The 21304-nt window shown below is 34.9% G+C and carries 21 protein-coding genes; 1 reads left to right on the top strand and 20 read right to left on the bottom strand.

Annotated elements, in window-relative coordinates:
- Positions 1 to 69 precede the first annotated feature (69 nt).
- The 4 genes from dut to ACFPVY_RS12420 all read right to left on the bottom strand — a co-directional run bounded on the left by dut (position 70) and on the right by ACFPVY_RS12420 (position 3514).
- Complete coding sequence (gene dut, locus ACFPVY_RS12435; RefSeq protein ID WP_379792413.1) at positions 70 to 504, bottom strand: dUTP diphosphatase; 435 nt, start codon at positions 502 to 504, stop codon at positions 70 to 72.
- A gap of 22 nt (positions 505 to 526) precedes the next feature.
- The gene (locus tag ACFPVY_RS12430) at positions 527 to 2020 is read right to left on the bottom strand and encodes a lipopolysaccharide biosynthesis protein (RefSeq protein ID WP_379792412.1); all 1494 of its coding nucleotides are present in this window, start codon (positions 2018 to 2020) and stop codon (positions 527 to 529) included.
- Between the two features lie 89 nt (positions 2021 to 2109).
- On the bottom strand, positions 2110 to 2808 hold the full coding sequence (locus ACFPVY_RS12425; protein WP_379792411.1) for a hypothetical protein: 699 nt from the start codon (positions 2806 to 2808) through the stop codon (positions 2110 to 2112).
- A 4-nt stretch (positions 2809 to 2812) separates the two neighbouring features.
- Positions 2813 to 3514 carry a hypothetical protein gene (locus ACFPVY_RS12420; RefSeq protein ID WP_379792410.1) on the bottom strand — a complete coding sequence of 234 codons (702 nt, stop codon included), beginning with the start codon at positions 3512 to 3514 and terminating at the stop codon, positions 2813 to 2815.
- A gap of 190 nt (positions 3515 to 3704) precedes the next feature.
- Here ACFPVY_RS12420 and ACFPVY_RS12415 point away from each other — a divergent pair, with 190 nt between their 5' ends.
- Complete coding sequence (locus tag ACFPVY_RS12415; RefSeq protein WP_379792409.1) at positions 3705 to 5786, top strand: prolyl oligopeptidase family serine peptidase; 2082 nt, start codon at positions 3705 to 3707, stop codon at positions 5784 to 5786.
- 50 nt (positions 5787 to 5836) lie between these two features.
- On the opposite strand, the gene atpG is transcribed toward ACFPVY_RS12415, so the two are convergent.
- The 16 genes from atpG to ACFPVY_RS12335 all read right to left on the bottom strand — a co-directional run bounded on the left by atpG (position 5837) and on the right by ACFPVY_RS12335 (position 21297).
- Positions 5837 to 6694, bottom strand: coding sequence for an ATP synthase F1 subunit gamma (gene atpG, locus ACFPVY_RS12410; protein WP_379792408.1), 858 nt, complete (start codon positions 6692 to 6694; stop codon positions 5837 to 5839).
- An 80-nt stretch (positions 6695 to 6774) separates the two neighbouring features.
- Positions 6775 to 8352 (bottom strand): F0F1 ATP synthase subunit alpha, encoded by a 1578-nt coding sequence (atpA, locus tag ACFPVY_RS12405; RefSeq protein WP_379792407.1) that lies wholly within the window; start codon positions 8350 to 8352, stop codon positions 6775 to 6777.
- Positions 8353 to 8409: 57 nt separating this feature from the next.
- Complete coding sequence (locus ACFPVY_RS12400) at positions 8410 to 8841, bottom strand: hypothetical protein (RefSeq protein WP_379792406.1); 432 nt, start codon at positions 8839 to 8841, stop codon at positions 8410 to 8412.
- Positions 8842 to 8846: 5 nt separating this feature from the next.
- Positions 8847 to 9383: an ATP synthase F1 subunit delta gene (atpH, locus tag ACFPVY_RS12395; protein ID WP_379792405.1), complete on the bottom strand. Its 537-nt coding sequence runs from the start codon at positions 9381 to 9383 to the stop codon at positions 8847 to 8849.
- A 4-nt stretch (positions 9384 to 9387) separates the two neighbouring features.
- Positions 9388 to 9879, bottom strand: coding sequence for a F0F1 ATP synthase subunit B (locus ACFPVY_RS12390; RefSeq protein WP_379792404.1), 492 nt, complete (start codon positions 9877 to 9879; stop codon positions 9388 to 9390).
- A gap of 77 nt (positions 9880 to 9956) precedes the next feature.
- Entirely contained in the window at positions 9957 to 10160 is a 204-nt protein-coding gene (gene atpE, locus ACFPVY_RS12385; protein ID WP_039113322.1) for an ATP synthase F0 subunit C, read from the bottom strand.
- A gap of 40 nt (positions 10161 to 10200) precedes the next feature.
- Complete coding sequence (atpB, locus tag ACFPVY_RS12380; protein ID WP_379792403.1) at positions 10201 to 11355, bottom strand: F0F1 ATP synthase subunit A; 1155 nt, start codon at positions 11353 to 11355, stop codon at positions 10201 to 10203.
- A gap of 132 nt (positions 11356 to 11487) precedes the next feature.
- A complete protein-coding gene (locus tag ACFPVY_RS12375; RefSeq protein WP_379792402.1) occupies positions 11488 to 11871 on the bottom strand; it encodes a hypothetical protein in 384 nt (127 codons plus the stop codon).
- The gene (locus ACFPVY_RS12370) at positions 11871 to 12092 is read right to left on the bottom strand and encodes an AtpZ/AtpI family protein (RefSeq protein ID WP_379792401.1); all 222 of its coding nucleotides are present in this window, start codon (positions 12090 to 12092) and stop codon (positions 11871 to 11873) included. Before ACFPVY_RS12370 ends, ACFPVY_RS12375 begins: the two co-directional genes overlap by 1 nt.
- Complete coding sequence (locus tag ACFPVY_RS12365) at positions 12061 to 12468, bottom strand: bactofilin family protein (RefSeq protein WP_379792400.1); 408 nt, start codon at positions 12466 to 12468, stop codon at positions 12061 to 12063. Before ACFPVY_RS12365 ends, ACFPVY_RS12370 begins: the two co-directional genes overlap by 32 nt.
- 2 nt (positions 12469 to 12470) lie before the next feature.
- Positions 12471 to 15131 (bottom strand): type IX secretion system periplasmic lipoprotein PorW/SprE, encoded by a 2661-nt coding sequence (porW, locus tag ACFPVY_RS12360; protein ID WP_379792398.1) that lies wholly within the window; start codon positions 15129 to 15131, stop codon positions 12471 to 12473.
- A gap of 125 nt (positions 15132 to 15256) precedes the next feature.
- On the bottom strand, positions 15257 to 17614 hold the full coding sequence (locus tag ACFPVY_RS12355) for a T9SS type B sorting domain-containing protein (RefSeq protein ID WP_379792397.1): 2358 nt from the start codon (positions 17612 to 17614) through the stop codon (positions 15257 to 15259).
- Positions 17615 to 17798: 184 nt separating this feature from the next.
- Positions 17799 to 18392 (bottom strand): DUF6705 family protein, encoded by a 594-nt coding sequence (locus ACFPVY_RS12350; RefSeq protein ID WP_379792396.1) that lies wholly within the window; start codon positions 18390 to 18392, stop codon positions 17799 to 17801.
- A gap of 30 nt (positions 18393 to 18422) precedes the next feature.
- Positions 18423 to 19028, bottom strand: coding sequence for a DUF6705 family protein (locus ACFPVY_RS12345; RefSeq protein WP_379792395.1), 606 nt, complete (start codon positions 19026 to 19028; stop codon positions 18423 to 18425).
- Between the two features lie 387 nt (positions 19029 to 19415).
- Positions 19416 to 20009: a hypothetical protein gene (locus ACFPVY_RS12340; RefSeq protein WP_379792394.1), complete on the bottom strand. Its 594-nt coding sequence runs from the start codon at positions 20007 to 20009 to the stop codon at positions 19416 to 19418.
- Between the two features lie 10 nt (positions 20010 to 20019).
- Positions 20020 to 21297, bottom strand: a complete 1278-nt coding sequence (locus tag ACFPVY_RS12335; RefSeq protein WP_379792393.1) for a hypothetical protein — start codon at positions 21295 to 21297, stop codon at positions 20020 to 20022.
- Positions 21298 to 21304: the final 7 nt, after the last annotated feature.

Here is a 21304-nt window from a genome sequence, read left to right as displayed (position 1 = left end):
GATTTAAAAATTGGAAGATTTAAAAATTGCATAGAATTATTAAATCTTTAATCTTTGAATTATTAAATTTTATTTTACGCCAGTGCTGCCAAAACCGCCTTCTCCTCTGCTAGTTTCAGTCAATTCTTGAGCTTCGATCCAAACCGCTCTTTCGTGTTTGGCGATGATTAATTGGGCGATTCTTTCCCCGTTTTCCACGATGAAATCTTCGTTTGATAAATTTACTAAAATCACGCCGATTTCGCCACGGTAATCTGCATCGACGGTTCCTGGAGAATTTAAAACAGTTACTCCTTTTTTCGCTGCTAATCCGCTTCTTGGACGAACTTGTGCTTCAAAACCAATTGGCAGTTCAATGAAAAGTCCGGTTTTTACAATTGCTCTTTCTAGTGGTTTCAAGGTAATTGGCTCTGAAAGATTGGCTCTTAAATCCATTCCGGCTGAAGCCAAAGTTTCATAATTTGGAAGTGGATGCTGTGATTTATTGATTATTTTAATTTCCATTACTGATGGTTCTAATTTTATTTTAAACTTGTTTTGGTTTGCGTTTCACGATTCGCAATATCGTTTCTTTTTCGTTGTAATATATAAAATAGCTGAAAGCCAATAACATCGGAATTCCGACGAAATAATTTTCTCTGAATTGATAAAAATAAACTCCAGAAAACAAGATGGAAATTCCCAGGTAAGCTCCAATTTTTTTCTTGTCGTAAGGAATCGGGTAGTATTTATTTCCAAGCGTGTACGAAATCAACATCATGCTTCCGTAAGCAGCGATTGTGGCAATAGCCGAACCCATATATCCTTGATTTCCATTCTCTTGAAAGTAAGGAATCAGCAAGTAATTTAATCCCAAGGTAATAATTGCGCCAACGATTGAAATGTAAGCTCCGATGTGGGTTTGGTTTGTCAATTTGTACCAAACCGAAAGATTGGTGTAAATTCCCAGGAAGAAATTGGCCAGAATAATCAATGGAACAACGCCCATCGCATCCCAAAAACTGGAATCTCGAATCATAATCAATTTCAAAACATCGGCAAAAACGATTACGCCTAAAGTCATCAACGAGCCAAGAATTATAAAATATTTGGTGATCGTTGCGTACGTCTGTTTTGCATTTTCATTGGAAGCGTGGCTGAAGAAAAACGGTTCGATTCCCAAAGTGTACGCCGTTCTGAAAAGCACCATGAAAAGTCCGAGTTTGTAACACGCAGAATAAATCCCAACTTGCTCTTCGGCGATATCGGCTGGCAAAAGATATTTCAATAAAATTTTATCGAATTGATCGTTGATGGCAAAAGCGATTCCGGCGATCATTATTGGGAAACCATATTTTGTCATTCGTTTCCAAAGACTGAAGTCGAATTTCCATTTTACATGGAAATAATTTGGCAACAAAACCAACAGCGTGAGCAAGCTGGCGATGATATTTGAGACAAAAATATAGCCGACTTGAAAATCTTTGAAATAAATGGAACTAATAAAACTATCCGGATTATTGTTCGCCAATTTTGGAAGGTAAATCAGGAAAAATAAATTCAGACTCAGATTTACCGCCACGTTTCCGATCTTAATTGCGGCATAAAACATTGGTCGCTGATTTGCCCGAAGCTTCGAAAACGGTATGATTACCAAAGCATCCAGCGTCAAAATCCAAATAATATATGTGATATACTGCACGTCGATTTGCAGAAAATTGGCCACCGAAACTCTGAATAATATTGCTATGGCGAGGAAAAGAAGCGTTGTCCAAAAGATGGAAACCATTGAAGTTTCGACCACGGTTTTTTTGTCTTCCTCGTTATTGTTGTAAAATCTGAAAAAGGAAGTTTCCATTCCGTAAGCCAGAATTACGTTGAAAAAAATTAAGTAAGCAAAATATATATTTACTTGACCATATTCTTCTTTCGGAAGCAATTCGGTGTAAAGTGGCACCAGAAAAAAGCTGAACATCCGTGGAATTACCGTGGCAAGTCCATAAATGGCGGTCTGCTTGAAAAGATTTTTGTATAAACTCAAAATTGGTCAAATTGTATGTAACAAAAATAGCTATTTCTTTGCGTTTATGCTTATTTCGGTAAGTTTTTCTTTGGGCAAGATTCCCGAAACTATTTGATCTTTGTCATTCCGATATTGAAAAAAATCGCATCAAGAGGCACGCCTCCATTATTGATTACATATCTAAAACTAATCAAGTCATTTGCAGTTGCAGTGATTACAGAAGTTCCGCTAGTTCCCCACTCATCGGTCGCTGTCAGTGCGGTCACGCCTCTAGACAAATATCCAATTAAGGTTTCGCCTCTATAAATTCCGATGATATACTTTATATTTCCCGCCGGAAGATTTGAAATCGAAAATCCTGCAGAAACCAGAAAAATACCGCTTTCTTTTACTTTTACAGTTCCATTTGAAGTGACTTCAAAAACCGCTGGCGTATTCGTTTGAATATCAGCCGAAACCAGAGGAAATTTTACATAATTATTATCGCTGTTTGTTACCGCGTCATTTCCGGTAGCATAAGATTTATTTAAAACAACGGAAGCATTTACAGTAATCGACACATTTTTCCAACCCGTGTTTGTGTACATATAGAGCGAGTCATAAGTCAAATTATAAACCAGCGAACCAATTAGTGGCGACGCAATGGCTAGCATTTGGGCATCAGACATTCTTGGTGGCACAAATGCTTTTGTGGTGGATTCTAGTTGCAAAATTGCTCCTGCATTTACTTCTTGGCTCGAAATTCCAATTCCTGTTTGTGCAAAAGACGTGAACGAGGCGAATAAAAAGAGATATAAATATTTCATTTTTTTATAATTGTGTGATGCTGATATTGACGAATTTAGGCGAAAGATTTCCACCGTTATTGTTGATTAAATATTTGACTGTGATTAAATCATTTGCGCTTAAAGCCGCTACGCAAACGCCATTCACTCCCCAATAATCTGAACCAGAAGTTGTTGCTTCACCAGCGTTTAACACCGCAATCAGGCTGTCATTTTTATACACTTTTAAGGCATATTTTCGGTTTCCCGTAGGCATATTTGACACAGAAACTCCGGCAGAAATTAAGTAAGTTCCTGATTTTCTAATTCTAATCGTTCCATTGGCTTCTACCGTAAAAACGGCTTCGGTGTTGTATTTTATTTCAGAAATTCCAATCGGAAGCAAATAATATGTGTTATTTACCGCCGGAATTGTTCCTGAACTGAAATTTTTGTCAATCATTATTGCGGCAAGCGCGCTTGAGTTTATATTTCTCCAACCTACAGCGGTATAGAAAAATAATGAATTGTAAGTTGTGTTGTAAACCTGCGCTCCGATTAGTGGCGACGGAATTAAGAGCATTTGCGCATCAGTAACTCTAGGCATTACAAAGGTTTTGCTCGTGCTTTCTAATTGTAATAATGCCGACGGATGTACATCTCGAATGCCAATTCCGGTTTGGGAATAAGAGTTTGTATTTTGTAAGAAAGAAAAAATACAAAAAAATACCATTACGTAGTTTTTCATTGCTATTAGCGAAACTTAAGGCGTTGATTTTAAATTTCTTGCAATGTAAAAATTTTGGAAGAAATTTCTTTTTACAACTACTTTTATCGGATTATGTGTGTGGTTTTACCGATAAAATGCAGATGAGGAAACATGAAATTAAAAGGAAGCGCAAAAATCAATACATTTGTTGAAATATCAGATATTTCCGATGAAAAAAATCCTCCTGCTTCTTTTGTTTTTTACAACTGTTCTTGTTCATTCTCAGAATTTTCCGGAAGCGAAAAAAATTCCGACCACTTTTAAAAAACATCAATTTTCTTATCAAGATGATTATTCTTGGATGGAAAAGGTGGATTATGCCGAAACTAAATCTTGGGTTTCCGCAGAAAACGTCGTTACCGACTTACATATGGCCGAAGTCCGAAAAAATTACTCGAGCTTTTCGAAAATAAAAGAATATGATTTTTTATCAACTTATAGTATTCCGAGTAAAAAGGGGAAATATTTTTATGCAAGTTATAGAATTGATAAAAACAAACCTGCGACGCTATTCTTCAAGAAAAGCTTGAACGAAACTCCAATAGAAATTGTAAGTCCGTACAAGATATATAATGACAATAATGTGCAATTAAGCGGTTATTATCCTTCAAAAACATCGTCGATTTTAGCTTTTTCAGTGACAAAAGACGGAAGCGATATGCGAGAAATTAGGTTTGTAAACCTCGACACACGAAAAAATCTTGAAGATAAAATTACAAATGTGCGCTACTCAAATGTTTCTTGGCACAAAGATGAAGGTGTTTTTTATAAAAAAAATATAAATGCGGATCGTTTTGCCGTTGATTCTACCTACCAATTATATTATCACAAAATCGGAAATCTTCAGGAAGAGGATAAATTGGTTTATGACGGAAGTGTGTCCAAAAGCCCTTTTGGCTTTTTTACGACAGATCAGAAACTTTTTATAATTGAAGCGGGAGACGACGAAAAACCGAAAAAATATTTATACACGTCTTTAGAAAATGATGATTATGATTTAAATTCTTTCTGCGAAAACTTAGAACCTGGATTTGAATTTCTCGATTATTCAAAAGGAAGGATTTATTTCTCGAAGCCAAGTTTTGACTGGGGAGAAATTAGATCTTGTGATTTAAACGGAAAAGACGAGAAAACAATTGTAACTCAAATTTATGGCAACTTATTGATAAACAGTTATTTTTATAAAGATTATATCGTCTGCAAATACCGAAATTTAGAAAAGACATACATGCTTATTTATGACTATGACGGAAAATATATTCGAAAATTTGAAGCGCCTTATGGCATGGATTTCAAGGTAAATTATTTAGATTCAGAAACCAGCAATCTTTTTGTAACTTTCTATTCTTATACTATTTCAAATCACAATTATAAATTAAATATTCTCACCGGAGAAAACAACCCTTACTTTAATGACTTTAATAAACCAAAGCCGACCTTGTTTCCGTTTGACTATTTTGAGACGAAAGTAACGACTTATAAAAGCAGAGATAATAAAGATATTCCGATTACAATTATTTATAAAAAAGGTCTAAAATTAGACGGAAATAATCCTACGTTATTGGAAGCTTATGGTGGTTTCGGAGTAGTTTCAAATCCAAAATATGATACCGGAATACTTTATTTCCTTGAAAAAGGAGGCGTTTATGCTTATGCGCAAATTAGAGGTGGTGGCGAAAAAGGTAAGAAATGGCACAACGATGGAAAAGGTTTGAAAAAGATGAATACGTTTAATGATTTCATCGATGGCGGTGAATATTTGATCAAAGAAAATTATACAAATTCAAATAAATTGGCAATCACAGGCGCTTCGCAAGGAGGATTGCTTGTTGGTGTTGCAATGACGCAAAGGCCCGAATTGTTTAAAGTAGCTATCCCAAAATTTGGAATTTATGACATGGCAAAATTTGGAGAATATTCGGCCGGTAAATTTTGGAAGGAAGAATATGGCGACATTGAGAAAAAAGATGAATTTGATACTTTTATGAACTATTCGCCGTATCACAATATTAAGGAAAATGTGAATTATCCGATTACAATGATCGTGACTTCTGAAAATGATGACCGAGTTCCGCCGTTACATTCGTTTAAATTCGCAGCAAAATTACAGAATAGAGTCGCTCAAAAAAATCCGATATTTCTGAAAACGTTAAACAACTCTGGCCACAGCGGAAAAATTTCTACTTATCAAAATTATAGCGAAGAACGCGCTTCATTTTTTGATTTTCTGCTTTATCATTTAAATAACTAAAACAAAAAAGGCGCTTATTTCTAAGCGCCTTTTTAAAATATGTTTTTGAATTATGCTTTCAAAGCTTCAGCTCCACCAACGATCTCAAGGATTTCATTGGTAATTGCAGCTTGACGCGCTTTGTTGTAAGTCAATTTCAATTGATTTCTCAATTCTGTTGCATTATCTGTCGCTTTGTGCATTGCCGTCATACGTGCTCCGTGTTCAGATGCGAATGAATCTCTGATAGCTTTGTACAATTGCGTTTTTAAAGAAAGTGGAATCAATTCCTCAATAATTTGCTCTTTTGATGGTTCAAAAAGGTAATCTACTTGAGTAGTGCTTTCAGTTTCTGTTGGAACAATTGGCAAAAATTGCTCAGTAATGATAATTTGTGTTGCAGCATTTTTAAATTGGTTGTAAACCAACTCAATTTTGTCATATTGTCCTTCCACAAAAAGTTGCATCAATTCTTCAGCAATTGCCGCTACATTATGAAAAGTCAAATCATCAAAAACAGTATTATTGTTGTTGATAACTGTGTTTGCCTTTCTAATAATGTCGTTTCCTTTTTTTCCAATGGTAACGAAATCAACTTGTTTTCCAGCATAAAGATTCACAAGATTTCTTGTTTGCTTTATAACATTCGCGTTGAAAGCACCACTCAAACCTCTGTTTGAAGTAATTGCCACAACAAGAATTTTATTCACAGGTCGTTGTTCAGAATATTTGCTACCGCTGTCTCCATCAAGAGAAGCGCTAACATTTTGCAACAATTCCGTTAGTTTTTCGGCATAAGGGCGCATTGCAGTGATTGCATCTTGTGCTTTCTTAAGCTTTGCAGCAGAAACCATTTTCATCGCCGATGTGATTTGCATCGTTGATGAAACGGAAGTAATTCTATTACGGATTTCCTTTAAATTTGCCATTTTCTTATGGGTTCAGGGTTTTGGGTTTTAGGTTCAGGGCTCAAACTTGAACCCTAAACCTTTAACCTTATACCTTTATATTAGTTATATTTCGCTGAAACTTCTTTCGCTACGTTTTCGATAACATCAGTGATTTTGTCATCTAATTTACCAGCTTTTAAAGCATCAAGAGTATCTCTGTGTTTTGCGTTCAAGAATTCTAAGAAGTCTTTCTCAAATTCTCTTACTTTGTTTACAGGAACATTTCTCAACAAGTTTTTAGAACCTGCATAGATAATTGCAACCTGATCTTCAACAGTATAAGGATCGTTCAAACCTTGTTTCAAGATTTCAACGTTTCTTTTTCCTTTTTCAATTACGTTTAAAGTAACTGCATCCAAATCTGAACCAAATTTAGCAAACGCTTCCAATTCACGGAATTGTGCTTGATCCAATTTCAAAGTACCTGATACTTTTTTCATTGATTTAATTTGAGCATTACCTCCAACACGAGATACAGAAATACCAACGTTGATCGCTGGACGAACTCCAGAGTTAAACAAATCTCCGTCAAGGAAAATCTGTCCGTCAGTAATCGAAATTACGTTTGTTGGGATATATGCAGAAACGTCACCCGCTTGCGTTTCGATAATTGGCAAAGCTGTTAACGAACCACCACCTTTAACGATTCCTTTGATAGAATCTGGCAAGTCATTCATGTTTTTAGCGATGTCATCATTAGCGATAACTTTACAAGCTCTTTCTAACAATCTTGAGTGAAGGTAGAAAACGTCTCCAGGATAAGCCTCACGACCCGGTGGTCTTCTCAACAAAAGAGAAACCTCACGGTAAGCTACCGCTTGTTTAGATAAATCATCATAAACAATCAAAGCTGGACGACCTGAATCTCTAAAGTACTCACCAATTGCAGCACCTGCGAAAGGAGCATACACTTGCATTGGAGCTGGATCAGAAGCATTTGCAGCAACAATAACTGTGTAAGCCATTGCACCTTTTTCTTCTAAAGTTTTAGCGATTCCTGCTACAGTTGAAGCTTTTTGCCCAATTGCAACATATATACAGAATACAGGCTGACCCGCATCATAAAATTCTTTTTGGTTTAAGATAGTATCCAAACAAACGGTTGATTTACCAGTTTGACGGTCACCAATCACAAGCTCTCTTTGTCCACGACCAACTGGGATCATCGCATCAACAGCTTTTACACCTGTTTGCAATGGTTCAGTAACTGGCTGACGGAAGATAACTCCAGGAGCTTTTCTTTCTAATGGCATTTCGTATAAAGTTCCTCCAATTGGACCTTTACCGTCAATTGGCTGACCAAGTGTGTTAACAACACGACCAACCATTTCTTCACCAACTTTAAGAGAAGCGATTCTTTGTGTTCTTTTGGCAGTTGAACCTTCTTTGATACCTGTTGATGGTCCTAAAAGTACCACACCCACGTTATCTTCTTCAAGGTTCAAAACGATAGCTTCAAGACCATTATCGAATTCCACTAACTCTCCATATTGAACATTTGACAACCCGTAAATACGAGCAATACCATCTCCAACATTCAATACTGTTCCAACTTCTTCCAGCGTTGCACCAGATTCAAAACCTGATAATTGCTTTTTTAATATTGCTGAAATCTCAGCAGGTTTAATTTCCGCCATAATATTATATAATTACCTTAACTTCTATTACTATTTACTCTAATTTATCAAAACGTATTAATATCTGACTGAAAATTCTCTTCCGTATTTTTCAACCATCGATTCCGCTTTCTCCTCATTTACTGTCAAATCCTCATTTATGACTTTAGAATTGTACAGCATCTTGATAATGTCTTTTTGTGTTTTTTGAATTTCAAAAGATTTCTTTAAACCAAGAAATTTTATTTCAACATAAGTTAAATTTCCTTGTGGATTACTTTTAGTTCTTGGCTCTGCGCCAGGAACAGTGACCCAATTTAAAAAAATAATCTCTTCATTATTTTTATCCAACAAAGAACATGTTTTATCAAAACTTCCACAATCTTGATATTTCAGCCAAACTACTTCGTCAACTAAAACATCCCCTTGTTTAAGTTTTACTTTTTGAGCAAAACCACTGAAAGAAATTCCAAAGAATAATACAGCAAAAAATATTTTTAAATTTTTCATAAATACTAATTATTTGAAAACTCTCTTTTTAAAACTTGTAATCTGTTAGCGATGGAAGCGTTGTATTGCTTGTCGCCTATTCTTATGATAAATCCTCCGATAATCGATGGATCTACAATATTTTCAATCGTAATCTTTTTGTTTGAAAACTCTCTGATTTTTTCAGAAACTTTTGCTTCCAAGTCTGCGTCTAATGGAATAGCCGTAGTCACCGTAGCCACTTCAAAACCGTTCATCTCATTAGATTGCAAAACATATTGTGAAGCAACTCCTTCTAAAATCTCGAATCTTTTGTTTTCGAACAACAAGTGGAAAAGACCTTTTGTCAATCCATTTGTTTGAGCGAAAACTTCTGTCAAGGCACTTTCTTTAACAGTTACAGAAATGGTTGGGTTTTGAATAAAAGTACTCAATTCCTCATTTTCCTTAATTGTTGAAGAAATCAAAACCATATCATTATAGACTTCAGTAGCTACACCTTGAGAGATGGCCAAGTCTAAAATTGCTTTTGCATAACGAATTGCTGCTCTGGTTCCTGACATGATCTTAGTTTAATTTTACGTCACCCAACATTCTCTCAACCAATTTGGTTTGAGCTTCTTTGTTAGATAATTCTTCTTTCAATAATTTTTCAGCGATTTCAAGAGACAATGATGAAACTTGAGATTTCAATTCAGACATAGCCGCATTTTTCTCAGCATCGATAGCCGCTTTCGCTTGCTCAATCATTCTTTCTCCTTGAACTTGCGCTTCGTGTTTTGAATCAGCAATCATTTTATCTTTCATGTCACGTGCTTCTTTTAATAAAGCATCACGTTCCATTCTAGCTTCTTGCAAGATACGCTCGTTGTCTGCAGTTAAATTTTGCATTTCTCTGCGAGCTGCTTCTGCAGATGCCAAAGCGTTGTTGATTGATTCCTCACGGCTTTTTACAGCACCTAAAATAGGTTTCCAAGCAAATTTTGCCAAAAGAATGAAGAAAACAACGAAGATAATTGTTGTCCAAAAAATTAAACTCTCTGGTGAAGTTAATTGCATAAGATTATATATTTAAAATTGTTTGTCTTTTTAAAAAACTTCCTGGAGCCAACCGCTACAGGAAGTTTAGTTTTTAATTATGCGTTTGTGATCAACGCAACAACTACTGCGAAAAGAGCAACACCTTCAATAAGTGCAGCAGCAATAATCATAGCAGTCTGGATTTTTCCAGCAGCTTCTGGTTGACGAGCAATAGCGTCCATTGCAGAACCACCAATTTTTCCAATACCAAGACCTGCACCAATTACTGCTAATCCAGCTCCGATTCCAGCTAATACCATAATAATAAATTTATATAGTTAATAATTAATAAAACTCTGATTAATGATGATCGTGCTCTTCAACAGCCTGACCAATAAATAATGCTGAAAGCAATGTAAACACATACGCTTGCAAAGCAGCAACTAACATTTCTAATACGCTCATGAACAATACGAATGCTCCAGCAACTGGTCCGATAGCAACGGTTTTGAAAATGAAAATAAGAGAAACTAAACTTAAAATGATAATGTGCCCCGCCGTGATGTTTGCGAACAAACGAATCATCAATGCGAATGGTTTTGTAAGCATCCCGATAATTTCTACAGGAATCATAATTGGAGCCAACCACACAGGAACTCCTGGCGTATTGAAAATGTGTCCCCAGTATGTTTTGTTTCCGCTTAAAGTTGTCACGATGAAAGTAATAAACGCCATTACAAAAGTAAAGTAGATATTTCCTGTCAAGTTAGAACTGAATGGGAAGAATGGAATCAATCCGATAAGGTTGTTTACCCAGATAAAGAAAAATATTGTCAAAAGATACGGCATGTACTTTGCATATTTTTTTGTTCCGATATTTGGAATAGCGATTTCGTCTCTAACAAAAGTCACAAGCGGTTCTAAGAAACCTGCTAATCCTTTTGGTGCTTTTGGGTTTTTCTTGTAAGATCTTGCTACGGCAAAAAACAAGAAGAACAACACAATAGCAGACATCATCATTGAGAAAACGTTCTTTGTGATAGAGAAATCTAAAGGTCTTGCGTCAAAAGCAAAAGCACCACCGTCTCTTTCTTCTGGAGTCATTTCTTCAAATTTGTCAGCATAAAAAATTATTTCTTTATAACGAACCAATTTTTGACCGTTTACGTCAATTGCGTGGTGACCAGAATTATCGTGGTGGAATTTCTCCGAAGAAAAAATTTCCAAACCGTTGTTAGTCCACAAAATCACAGGAAGATTGAATGAAATCGGGTGACCGTTCCAATCAGCAATGTGAAAATCATGAGCGTCACCGATGTGCGAATTGATCAATTCACTAGCATTAAATTCCTCTTCTTCTGCGTGAGTATCTAATTCTTTGTGGCTTCCTGCAACCGGCTCGACAGCTTCCGTCTTAATATAGATACTATCAACAGATGCAGCAAAATTTACCGACGGAGTCAGCGCTAATAAAGCAAGTAATAAAAATTGGACTGGTTTATTTGAAATTATCATTATTAAATGTGTATCTAATTTAGGTTTCAAAATTTTTTGCAAAGGTACATATTTAATTTACACTTGAAAATATATCGATGTAATTTTTAGTAATTTGGCTTTTCAATGACAATTCTTTAATATTCATTACTCTTATCCTTTGTTTATTAAATGAATTGCAAAATAAGTTTCAAAAAACAGAAACAAAAAGTAAGGTATAAAAAAGGCTGAAACATCAACAATGGGGTCTTTTACGCCTGCTTTAATCAACGGAATCAAAAAAACGACCGCTGCCATCATTCTGAAAAGGCTCGCGCCGAGGAAGGCAAATCCGGTGTATGTTGGAAAATTGTTATTGACAAAAATCAAAAACAAATAGACCAAAAACGTGGCTACTATATTAAAAGTGTAAATACTCCAAGGTTGGTAAAAGAAATCTAAGCTTTCAGAAAGTGATTGCATTGCAAAATATTGCGCCGCAAATAATACAATTGAAAAAGGAACAAAGAACTTTAAAAAATCAACGACTCTATTCATTATTTATTTAAATTTTTGACTTGTCGGATGACGTTATAAAGCGCGATAAATACAGAAAGCAACGAGAGAACGATTGTCCACGTTGAAGATCCGTTTGAATATTTTTCGTCAAGCCACATTCCGGCATACGTAAAAACAAAAATGATCACGCCCATTTGAAATGGAATGTTGATCATTGCCGCCCATTTGCTAGGCGATTTTTTCTCCTGATTGTCTTCCATCGTTTGGATTTAAGTTTTTCACATTGGCTTTCATCACGCACGATGCGCTGAATTCTGCTCCGGGTTCAACAGACAATTTACCGACGATGACTTCGCCGTATATTTTTGCTTTTGACTTGACATTTAAAATTTCCATTACTTCAATTTTTCCGTCAAATTTACCTTCGATATCGGCATTTCTGCAAATGATATCTCCAATAACTTTTCCGGCCGGACCGATGACAATTTTCCCTTTTGATTGAAAATTCCCAATTAATTCTCCGTCTAATCTAAAATCCGCTTGCGAAATAATATCGCCTTTTATTACGGTTCCTTCCACAATTCTGTTGGTTTTACCCAAAAGATCGGTATAAGATTTTGGATTTTTATCAAACATAATTATGGTTTTTTAGCCGCTAAATAATCCGCTAGATTTTTTCTGATTTGAACCACTTTATAATTTTCATTTGAAATTAAAATCGAACTGTCGGCAATTTTATAATCTTTGTAATCTCTTAAAATTGTTGCAATATCTTTCGCTTTATCTTCTGAGCCAATGTTGTGAATCACCACAAAATTTTCGGTCATTGTGTAAGCGTCAAAAGAAAGCGTCAATTTATCTGAAGTTCTTTCTGCAACAAATTTCTTCAATTTATCTTGTAGCGCTTTCGTATTTTTATCTTCCGGATTTGAGGAAACTTTGTACAAAATCTTCCAACTCATCGGCACTTCTTTGTCAAAAGCTATTGCTTCCAATTGTGGAATATTTGTGGTCAATAAAGCTTCCGCTTCTTTTCCTTCCTTGCTATTTGGGTAATTTAAGGCTACATAATTCAGTGCGCCTTTATATTCATCAAGACCTTTTAATTTCCCAACGGTATTTGCTTTAAGCAATTCAATTTTTGGGATAATATCTTCACCGGCATAAATGTCAATCAAAATTTCGCTTTCGGTTAAAACGGCTTGATATTGGCCAGCCTCGTACATTTTAAATAATTTGTTGTAAGCTGCGTCAGGCGTATCATTGGCTTTGGCCAAATCTGACGCTGAACTTTTTAAAATCGTCGCATAACGAGAATCCGGATATTGCGTAATGATTTTATTTTTCATCACCACCGCTTTGTCCTTGTTCGTGATCTCATAAATTTTATAAAGATTGTACATCGCCGGAAGCACCAGTCTTTCTTCTGGATTATTTTCAAGCAATTTTTCCAGCCTTCCTTCTGCCAATTTATATTCTTTGAATTTGTCTTTATAAATTAATCCTAATTGGTAATACGCGAAATTTCTTTCTTTTCCCAAGCTATCAATCACTTTTTGATCTGTCGGAAGCTGTTTTAAATAATAATCAACCGTATATCTTGGATCAATTTTTTCTTCTACAACTTCTTCTTCTGTTGAAGCAACATCTTCTTCTGATTCTTCGTTTCCAAAACCAATTTTTGATTTTCCTTCAGAAAGTCTCCAGTTTCCTTTTAAAGCTCTATTTCCCCAGCGTTTTCTAAATTCATTTTTTCCAAAAGACAAAGTAGCTTGGTTATAAAAATAAAAATTAGAAGCCGAAGAAGGGCTACTTGACGGCCCTGGTGGCATCATCGATTGCGATTCGCTTGACTCTTTCGTTGCAGCTAACAAAGCCGACTTTGATTGCGATTTTGCATTTTCAGCTGCCGCCGCATCGCTTGCAGCATTCATGCTTGATGCGTTATTTGCTGTTGCCAAGCTTGCTTCTAAAGCTTTTTTTGCGTTTGCTTCGTCCTCTTTTTTCAACCTTGCAATAACATCTTCAAAGAATTTATTTTTGCCTGGTTCAGAAAGTGCAACAATATGAAGAATGCTGTCATTATTCTGCGCAATTGCCTCATATTTAATAACATCAACAAGATTTTCTCTTTTCTTTTTAATTGCTTTGTGCTCGCGAGTTCTTACATCTAAACGAACCAGCGTACTATCATAATATTGTCCGGCTGTAGAATATTTTGCGTTCTTGAAGTTAATTTCGGCCAAATTTCTATAGTTTGACGCAACCAGATAATTGTCTTGCGAAACCGATTTTAAAGAGCGATTGTAATATTTTTTCGCAACGTCATAATTATTTTGTTTGTCATAAAACAACGCGACTTGATGGTTAATCACATCTAAAAACGGACGGTTTTCTCTATCTTCAAGCAAGTCATTATACTTTTCCATGAACGCCAAAGTATCGCCACTTTTTAAATCAAAATACTGCGCTTGCTTTGCATGAGATTGAATTACATATCTTCTTGGTGATCTTCTTTTCATGTCGATCACATTCTGAAATTCTGCAATGGCGCTATCTTTTTTATTTTGAGTTTCATACAATTGACCCAGAATAAAGTGATATCTCGCCTTTTCTTCGTCTTGTTTTGTAAATTCTGCCGCTAATTTTAATTTTGAAACCGCGCTATCTTTTTCTTCCAAATTTAAAAATGCTTGCGCCAAAGTAGCATTTGCATCTGCAAAAACTTGGTCTTTAAATTTGATTTCTTTTAGTAAATTTCGAAGATTTTTTACAGCAACCGCGTCATTTTCCATGCGCATATTGGTTTTTTCTCGCCAAATTTTTGCTTCGTATATTTTATCACTTTTGGGATATTTGTATAAAATATAATTGAAAGCTTCTAAAGCGGGAACAAAACGCTGGTCATAATATCTTGATTTTCCCAATAAAAGGTGCGCTTCATCCATCTGCGGATTTTTCTCGCTTCCTTCAATATACATTGAATGTTTTTGGATGGCCTTATTTGCCTTGGTTTCAGCGCGTTCAAAGTTTGGATTTTTCTTATCACCCGGAACCATATTTTCTGGAGTTTCCTGCATTCTTTCCACAGGAAGCAGTTCCCAAAAGTTATCTTTATATTGGGTTTTAAGCTCTGTAATTCCAGATTGGAGCGCGATTTCGCCGTTGTACAAAATATTATATTCTGTACTCAATGCATGCATGTTTCTGCTTATATAAGAGTTTTTCTTTGTAGAACAGGCTGCAAGAATGGCGAAGAATCCGAGAAGAAGTGCGTATTTAAGTGTATTGGTTTTCAATGTAAAACGTTTTTATCCTTAACTTTTAAAAGTCGATTTTAGTATATTGACTGGTAAAAATACGCTTCTTTTTGATATGGCGAAAAAAAAGGATGGTTTTTTGATGATTTGCAAGTTTTGTATCTTTATCTCAAGAGGCTAAAATGTCCACGTATTTCTTCTCCGCTTTTCATTTTTGCATGATACCAATAATCGGTTGCCGGAAGATTTTTTCCATTGTAAGTTCCGTCCCAACCATATTTATTGAAAGGAAAATTAAAAAGCAACTTTCCATATCTGTCAAAAATATTAATTGTTTCAACACTTTCGCTATTTCCAATTATGTTCCATCTATCGTTAACTCCATCAGAATTTGGCGTAAAATAATTTGGAAAACCAATTACTGAAAAATTAGCCTGAGTACTGCCACATTTTTCATCTTTTACATATACTGTATGCTGTCCTGGTGAAACATTATAAAAAATAAATTCTGATTGATAAAATCCGTTTTCGTCATCGAGTGCGTAAAGATAATTTCCGGTTCCGGTTGCATTTACTAAAAGGTTATAATTTCCTAAACTTCCTTCAATAGTATAATTTATTGTAGCAATTTCTGAGCTATTAACCGTGATGGTTCTCATTGCAGCACAGCCATTAGTGTTTGTTGCTTCAACAGTATAAATTCCGGGTTCGTTGATGGCGATATTCTGCGAAGTTTGCCCAGTTGACCAAAGGTAACTTAATGGCGTGGAAGGATTTAAGTTTCCGGCGCTGATTGAAATGGTTGTTGGAAATGTATTTAAACAATAAAATATTGTTGCATCGTCTGCTAATTTTGGGTTCTTGTCTATACTAATTTTAAAGTCAGTAATGTCAAAACAATCGCCGCCGCCAACTGCTTGAACTCTAGCATAAATTGTCTGCGGATTTATGGTATTTGTAAACAAATTTGGAAGCTGATTTTCGTTATTTTCTGCATCTTCAAAAGTTTCAAAATAAAGAACTTGATAATTTAATGAAGATTGCGTTCCTAAAATTTCTTGATCTTTTTCTGTAAGATCAAAACTCTCAAAATTGGTATCAGAACAAGCACTGAAATTTGTTGGCTGATTTGCTATTGGAACCTCAACGATGGTCACGCTTTTGGTATATGTTTTAGTTGATGAGATTGTTTGGACAGTCAGCGTTACCAAAAATTCTCCGGACGCGGTAAAAACGTGTGTAGGATTTTCAGAATTAGATGTATTTGCCGGTGAAGTTGGATCGCCAAAATCCCAACTTATTGACGTAAAAACAACATCACTTTCCGGAATTTCAAACAACGTTGGTTCTCCAAAACAAATATTTGAAAAGCGATAAGAAATATCAAAAAGCGAAGTTACAAAAGCTGGAAGTCCATAACTTGAAGTTTTGGTTCCGAGTGAAAATGCATTTGGGTCAAAATTGCTTCCGGTTCCATAAACCGTAGGATTATTAATCGCTCCAATAAAACTTGAACCATTTCTGGCCATGTATATTTTTTTGTTTGGCGCTAATTGAAGTGCTCCAAAAGTTCCCAAATCAACGTTGTTGCTGGTAAATTCACCCAGCAATAATTTTGAATTGTTGATTGCTGTTTCTGTTTGTGTTGTCAAATTAAACTGAAATAATTGCGATTTTTTGGTGCCATAATTAACATTTGTGGCATACATCAAATTGCTGTCGTGCGAGAATTCTACGCCATAAACGCCAATTCCATTAATTGCATTCACAAATTCGGTTGTGCTTAACAGCGACATTCCACCTGTTGCCGTATTAAAATTAAATAATTGCAAATTACTGCTGTAAGGTTTGGCATTTGCCGAAGCAAGGAATTTTCCGTCTGGCGATGACTTTAAATATCCCAATGTATTTTGAGTGCTTCCTGATAATACTTCTCCAATAGCGTTGATGACAGGAAAACCAATTCCCGATGCAGACAGCGGATAACTATAAAACTCATTACTATCAAATTTGTGTGTGATTACCCAATAATCGTTGTCATTTGCATGTTTAACAACATTTATTTTTTCGGCAGTTGGGGTCAACATCAAAACATTTTTTGTGACCACGTCTCCATAACCACCTTCTAATGTCATATCCACAATGCTGTAACGCAAACCGTTTGATTTTGCTAACTCATCAACCGTAAATATATAATATCTTGTGGTGCTTCCCGGCATGGGAACAATGATTGCTGATTGCGTGCTTGAGGAATCTCCGAGTAAACCTGTTCCGTTTGGCATTACCACATGGTTCCTATTCCAAATTCTGAGTCCGTCTGTATAAAATAAAAGTGTCCCAAAGTCGGTGCATAATGTTGCACATCCTTCAAAGGTTTCCATCTGGCCATCGAGCAATGCTACAGGATTTGCACCCAAATTAAAATTTATTCCTGCTTGAGTACCAAAATACCAAACACCGGCCGCATTTTGAGAAAACGCAACGTTGTAAAATAATAATAAGGCAAAAAGTAATTTCTTCATAAAATGTGCAAAAAACAAATATAGTTTTTTTATTACAAAAAACTTTTCTGCTTTTAATTTATATAGAACAATGTCAGTGTATTATATAAGATTAGATTTATAAAAAATATAAAAACTGCAGTTTTAAGGCTGCAGTTTTTTATAAATTCTTTTTTCAATAATTAAATCTTCTTTTGTTTTCGAACTACTGCTTCGTCAAAACTATGTTATTTGGAATTGTGAAATCAGGATTATAAACAGGATGTGGTTCACCTGGTTGCACTAAAGAAATAAGGCCCTCTTTATTTTGCAAAGTAAGCTTCACCTGAGTCGTGCTTCCTGAAAGAAATTCAAAAATTGCTTTGCAAAAATGCTTGTCCAATAGAACATCTATAAAACCGAAATTTATTAAATTAGGTTCTGCACATGGAGAGTACATTGGGTTCGAGTCAGTATTAGTATTTAGAAATTGAGGGATGGTGTTGACAACATAAGTAATGCCCCCATCTGTGGAGTAACTGTAATTACCTACTATAAAATCTTTATATATTTTTCTGTCAGCGAAGTACTTTTTAGTAACTTTTTTGATACTCAAAGTAACCTTTTGATTTCCGTTTATGTACACCCATGTACCTACAAATGGATCAAATGTGTTAAAAATGTCTTTGAAATAGCTGTTTTGAGGAATCTCATCATAAGAAATTCCGCTACACACTGCAACTGTAGAAGTAACCGGCGGGTTTTGAGAATACACACAATGGCATCCCAATATTAATAAAATAGCGATAATTTTTTTCATGATTTATGTTTAACACTACAGTTTTGTTAATTATTGCTTTATTAATGTGTAATAGGTTCCTTTGAAACTCGGACTTGCAGGAGCTGGCTGACCATAAATGCTAGTGCCCGTTCTCCAGCCAACCCAAATTTTTATAGCCGACTGTCCGTTTACAATCATCCTCCTAATTATTAAATCAGCAGTATAATTTGATGAACCATCGACTAAGCCTCCTCGAATAGCCTTTTCCCCTGGTTGGCAGTCATTACAACCAACACTTCCCAAGGTAATAATTAGATTGCCGTCTATACTATGATTTCTTTTATTAGAATCATAAATTTCCAATTTATTTAATGTGTTCACTTTTTCTAAGCCGTTTTCAATATATTGATATTCGCCTATGATCAAATCTTCAAATAAATAACCATTCATTGACGACATTATTTTTTTCTGCAAAACTATTTTAAATAAAGAATTTTCATTTTTTTCAAATATATAAGTCCCTTCAAATGGATTCAAGAGATTATTTATATCTTTATAGTAGGCTCCATGAATATCTTCAACCCGATGTTGCAAATCGGTAATATCATAAACTGGATTCTGCGCTTTACAACTGAGCGATAAAATGGATATTGATATATATAATAATTTTTTCATAGTAATTTATTTAATTGCAAGGAGTTTCTTTTATTGACAATGGAGGAAGATAGCCAGATTCTGGCTGTAATTCGAGTTTTGTCCAGCTAGTTAAATCGTTATTCGCTTTATACATTGATGCTCCAAGATTTTGATATTGTTCTAAAAAGGCAAATTCTAATTTAGATCGGTAATAATCATACTTGATATTTCATCGTGTATCAAGTCTAACTTCTCATTTTCAATAGAGTCTTATTTACACAAAAAGGTTGGGACGGCTTCGCGATATAAATAAAAAATCCCGCTAAGTGCGGGATTTTAATTTGTTAAACTGCATTTCTAAATAATTCATTAAACTTTTTTCAGATTATGCATTTAAAAACATTGGTTAAGTTATAATATTACAAACTAGTAGATTTCAGATGTTTCTACTCTTTCAACCACTTTCCATTTTTTATTTACTCTTTCCATTACTACTACCTCAGCAGATAATATAGTCCATCCAGAAGATTTCGAAAAATAAAAAACCAATAAATTTTCATTCAAAAATAAAGGCTTTGAAAGCATATAAAAAAATCGATATCCTCTATAAATCAAATCATTCTTGTACATCCAATTTTCTTTAACTTTTAGCACATCAATAGTCTTGTTTTTTAAATTTGATTCACTTGAAAGATTTTCAGACTTTATTATTTCTACATCTATATTTTTAAAATCCGATTTATTCCATTTTTCAGTTAGTGTATCATTTTTGTATTTTTCAAATAAAATGGCAAAATCTGCATCACTCAAAATTAAAGATGTTGGAAGACCTGAAGTAATTCTGTTTGACAAAGGTCCTCTCAATGTATTTAGAGTTTTATTTGCTGAAATTTTATTTTCATACATTACAATCTTAAAACTATCATTTCTCTCCATTTCTTGATTCATATAATTCATAAGAACCTTATTCGAATTACAAGAAGTAAACGCCAATAGTGAAATAAAAAATATTTTTTTCATGATTCCTTTTTTAATTGCAAGGAGAGTTTCTTGATCCTACAGGAATAATTGTTTGTCCACTTAGATTTATAGCATTCTGATTTAGCACCTCAACCATTTCAAATCTAAATTTTATCCTATTTTTATCAGTTTCTGGTAAATTGCTATATGGTATAGTTCCATCTAAACCATACCAAGCTATATCGGTATAAACTTGATCTGGACTTCCTAAAGGCCCTATTGGCGGATAACCCGTAATCAATTCCTGTAATGCTGCACCTATAATTTTCACATAAGATTGAGCTAATTGATTATGTTGAGAGGCATTATCTGTATTCAGATTATGATTTTTTGTCGAAAAATAGAAATTCCACAATTCTGGAAAAGTTGCTAACTGAGTACAATTTCCAGTTTGATTACAGTCATCTATTAAACTTAAAAAATAAGCATGAACGATTTCGTGCAACATTGTTCCAGCGATAGCAAGATTTGTACTTACCATAGTTTCATGTGGTATAATTTTTATTGTATAATTATAAGGTATAATTTCTCCTTCTAAATTTCTACTCCAATCAGTCGCCGCTAAAGCATTTTCAGTCAGAGGAGTTTCGCTCATAATATTCAAATTATAAATTGAATTTGTTTCTCCCAATTTAGACATTATTGTTGAAATATCATTTTGGGTTAAATTTTTCAATTTATTTAAAATATCCTTTCCACAATCATCCAATTGATTATCATTAATTCTTTCTTCAATAATTTCTGCAATAACATCTTGTCTTACATCAAGCACCGGCGCAGTAATAATTGGATCAGGACAATTTTTTCCTTGGCATGGTGGTGTGGGTGCTGTGCCGCTGCTGTTGCTGCTGCCACCCGCTGAAGTTCCACCGCCTACACCACCCGAACCGCCAGTATCCGGCAACCACATGGTCTGATGAAAATAGCCATAGCCACAGATACTTCCTCCACAGTCGAAAGGAATCCCATCACATAACGAATAAAAAAATGAAATGACCACAAATTTACTTAAATCAGAATTTTCTATACCATCCGCAGTTAATGCGTTTGTATCTTCTATACCCGCTTGCTTAACAGACTCTTCTGTCGTAGCCAAATCTTTATCAATGCCATATTTAACTATATAACCAAGATAATCACCTGTTGGATCTGCATATAAAACTAGGTTTTCGAGTTTATTATCAGTTTTGTCGTCGGAATTTATCAACAAAGTGTAATACGTTTCGCCTTCATAATTGATCACCTTTACCGGAACGTCAACTATTTCAAATCCATACTGCTCTTCCATAGCAGTT

The organism is Flavobacterium qiangtangense (assembly GCF_042658345.1).
Lineage (GTDB): Bacteria > Bacteroidota > Bacteroidia > Flavobacteriales > Flavobacteriaceae > Flavobacterium > Flavobacterium qiangtangense.
This window is presented reverse-complemented; position numbering and strand designations above follow the sequence as displayed.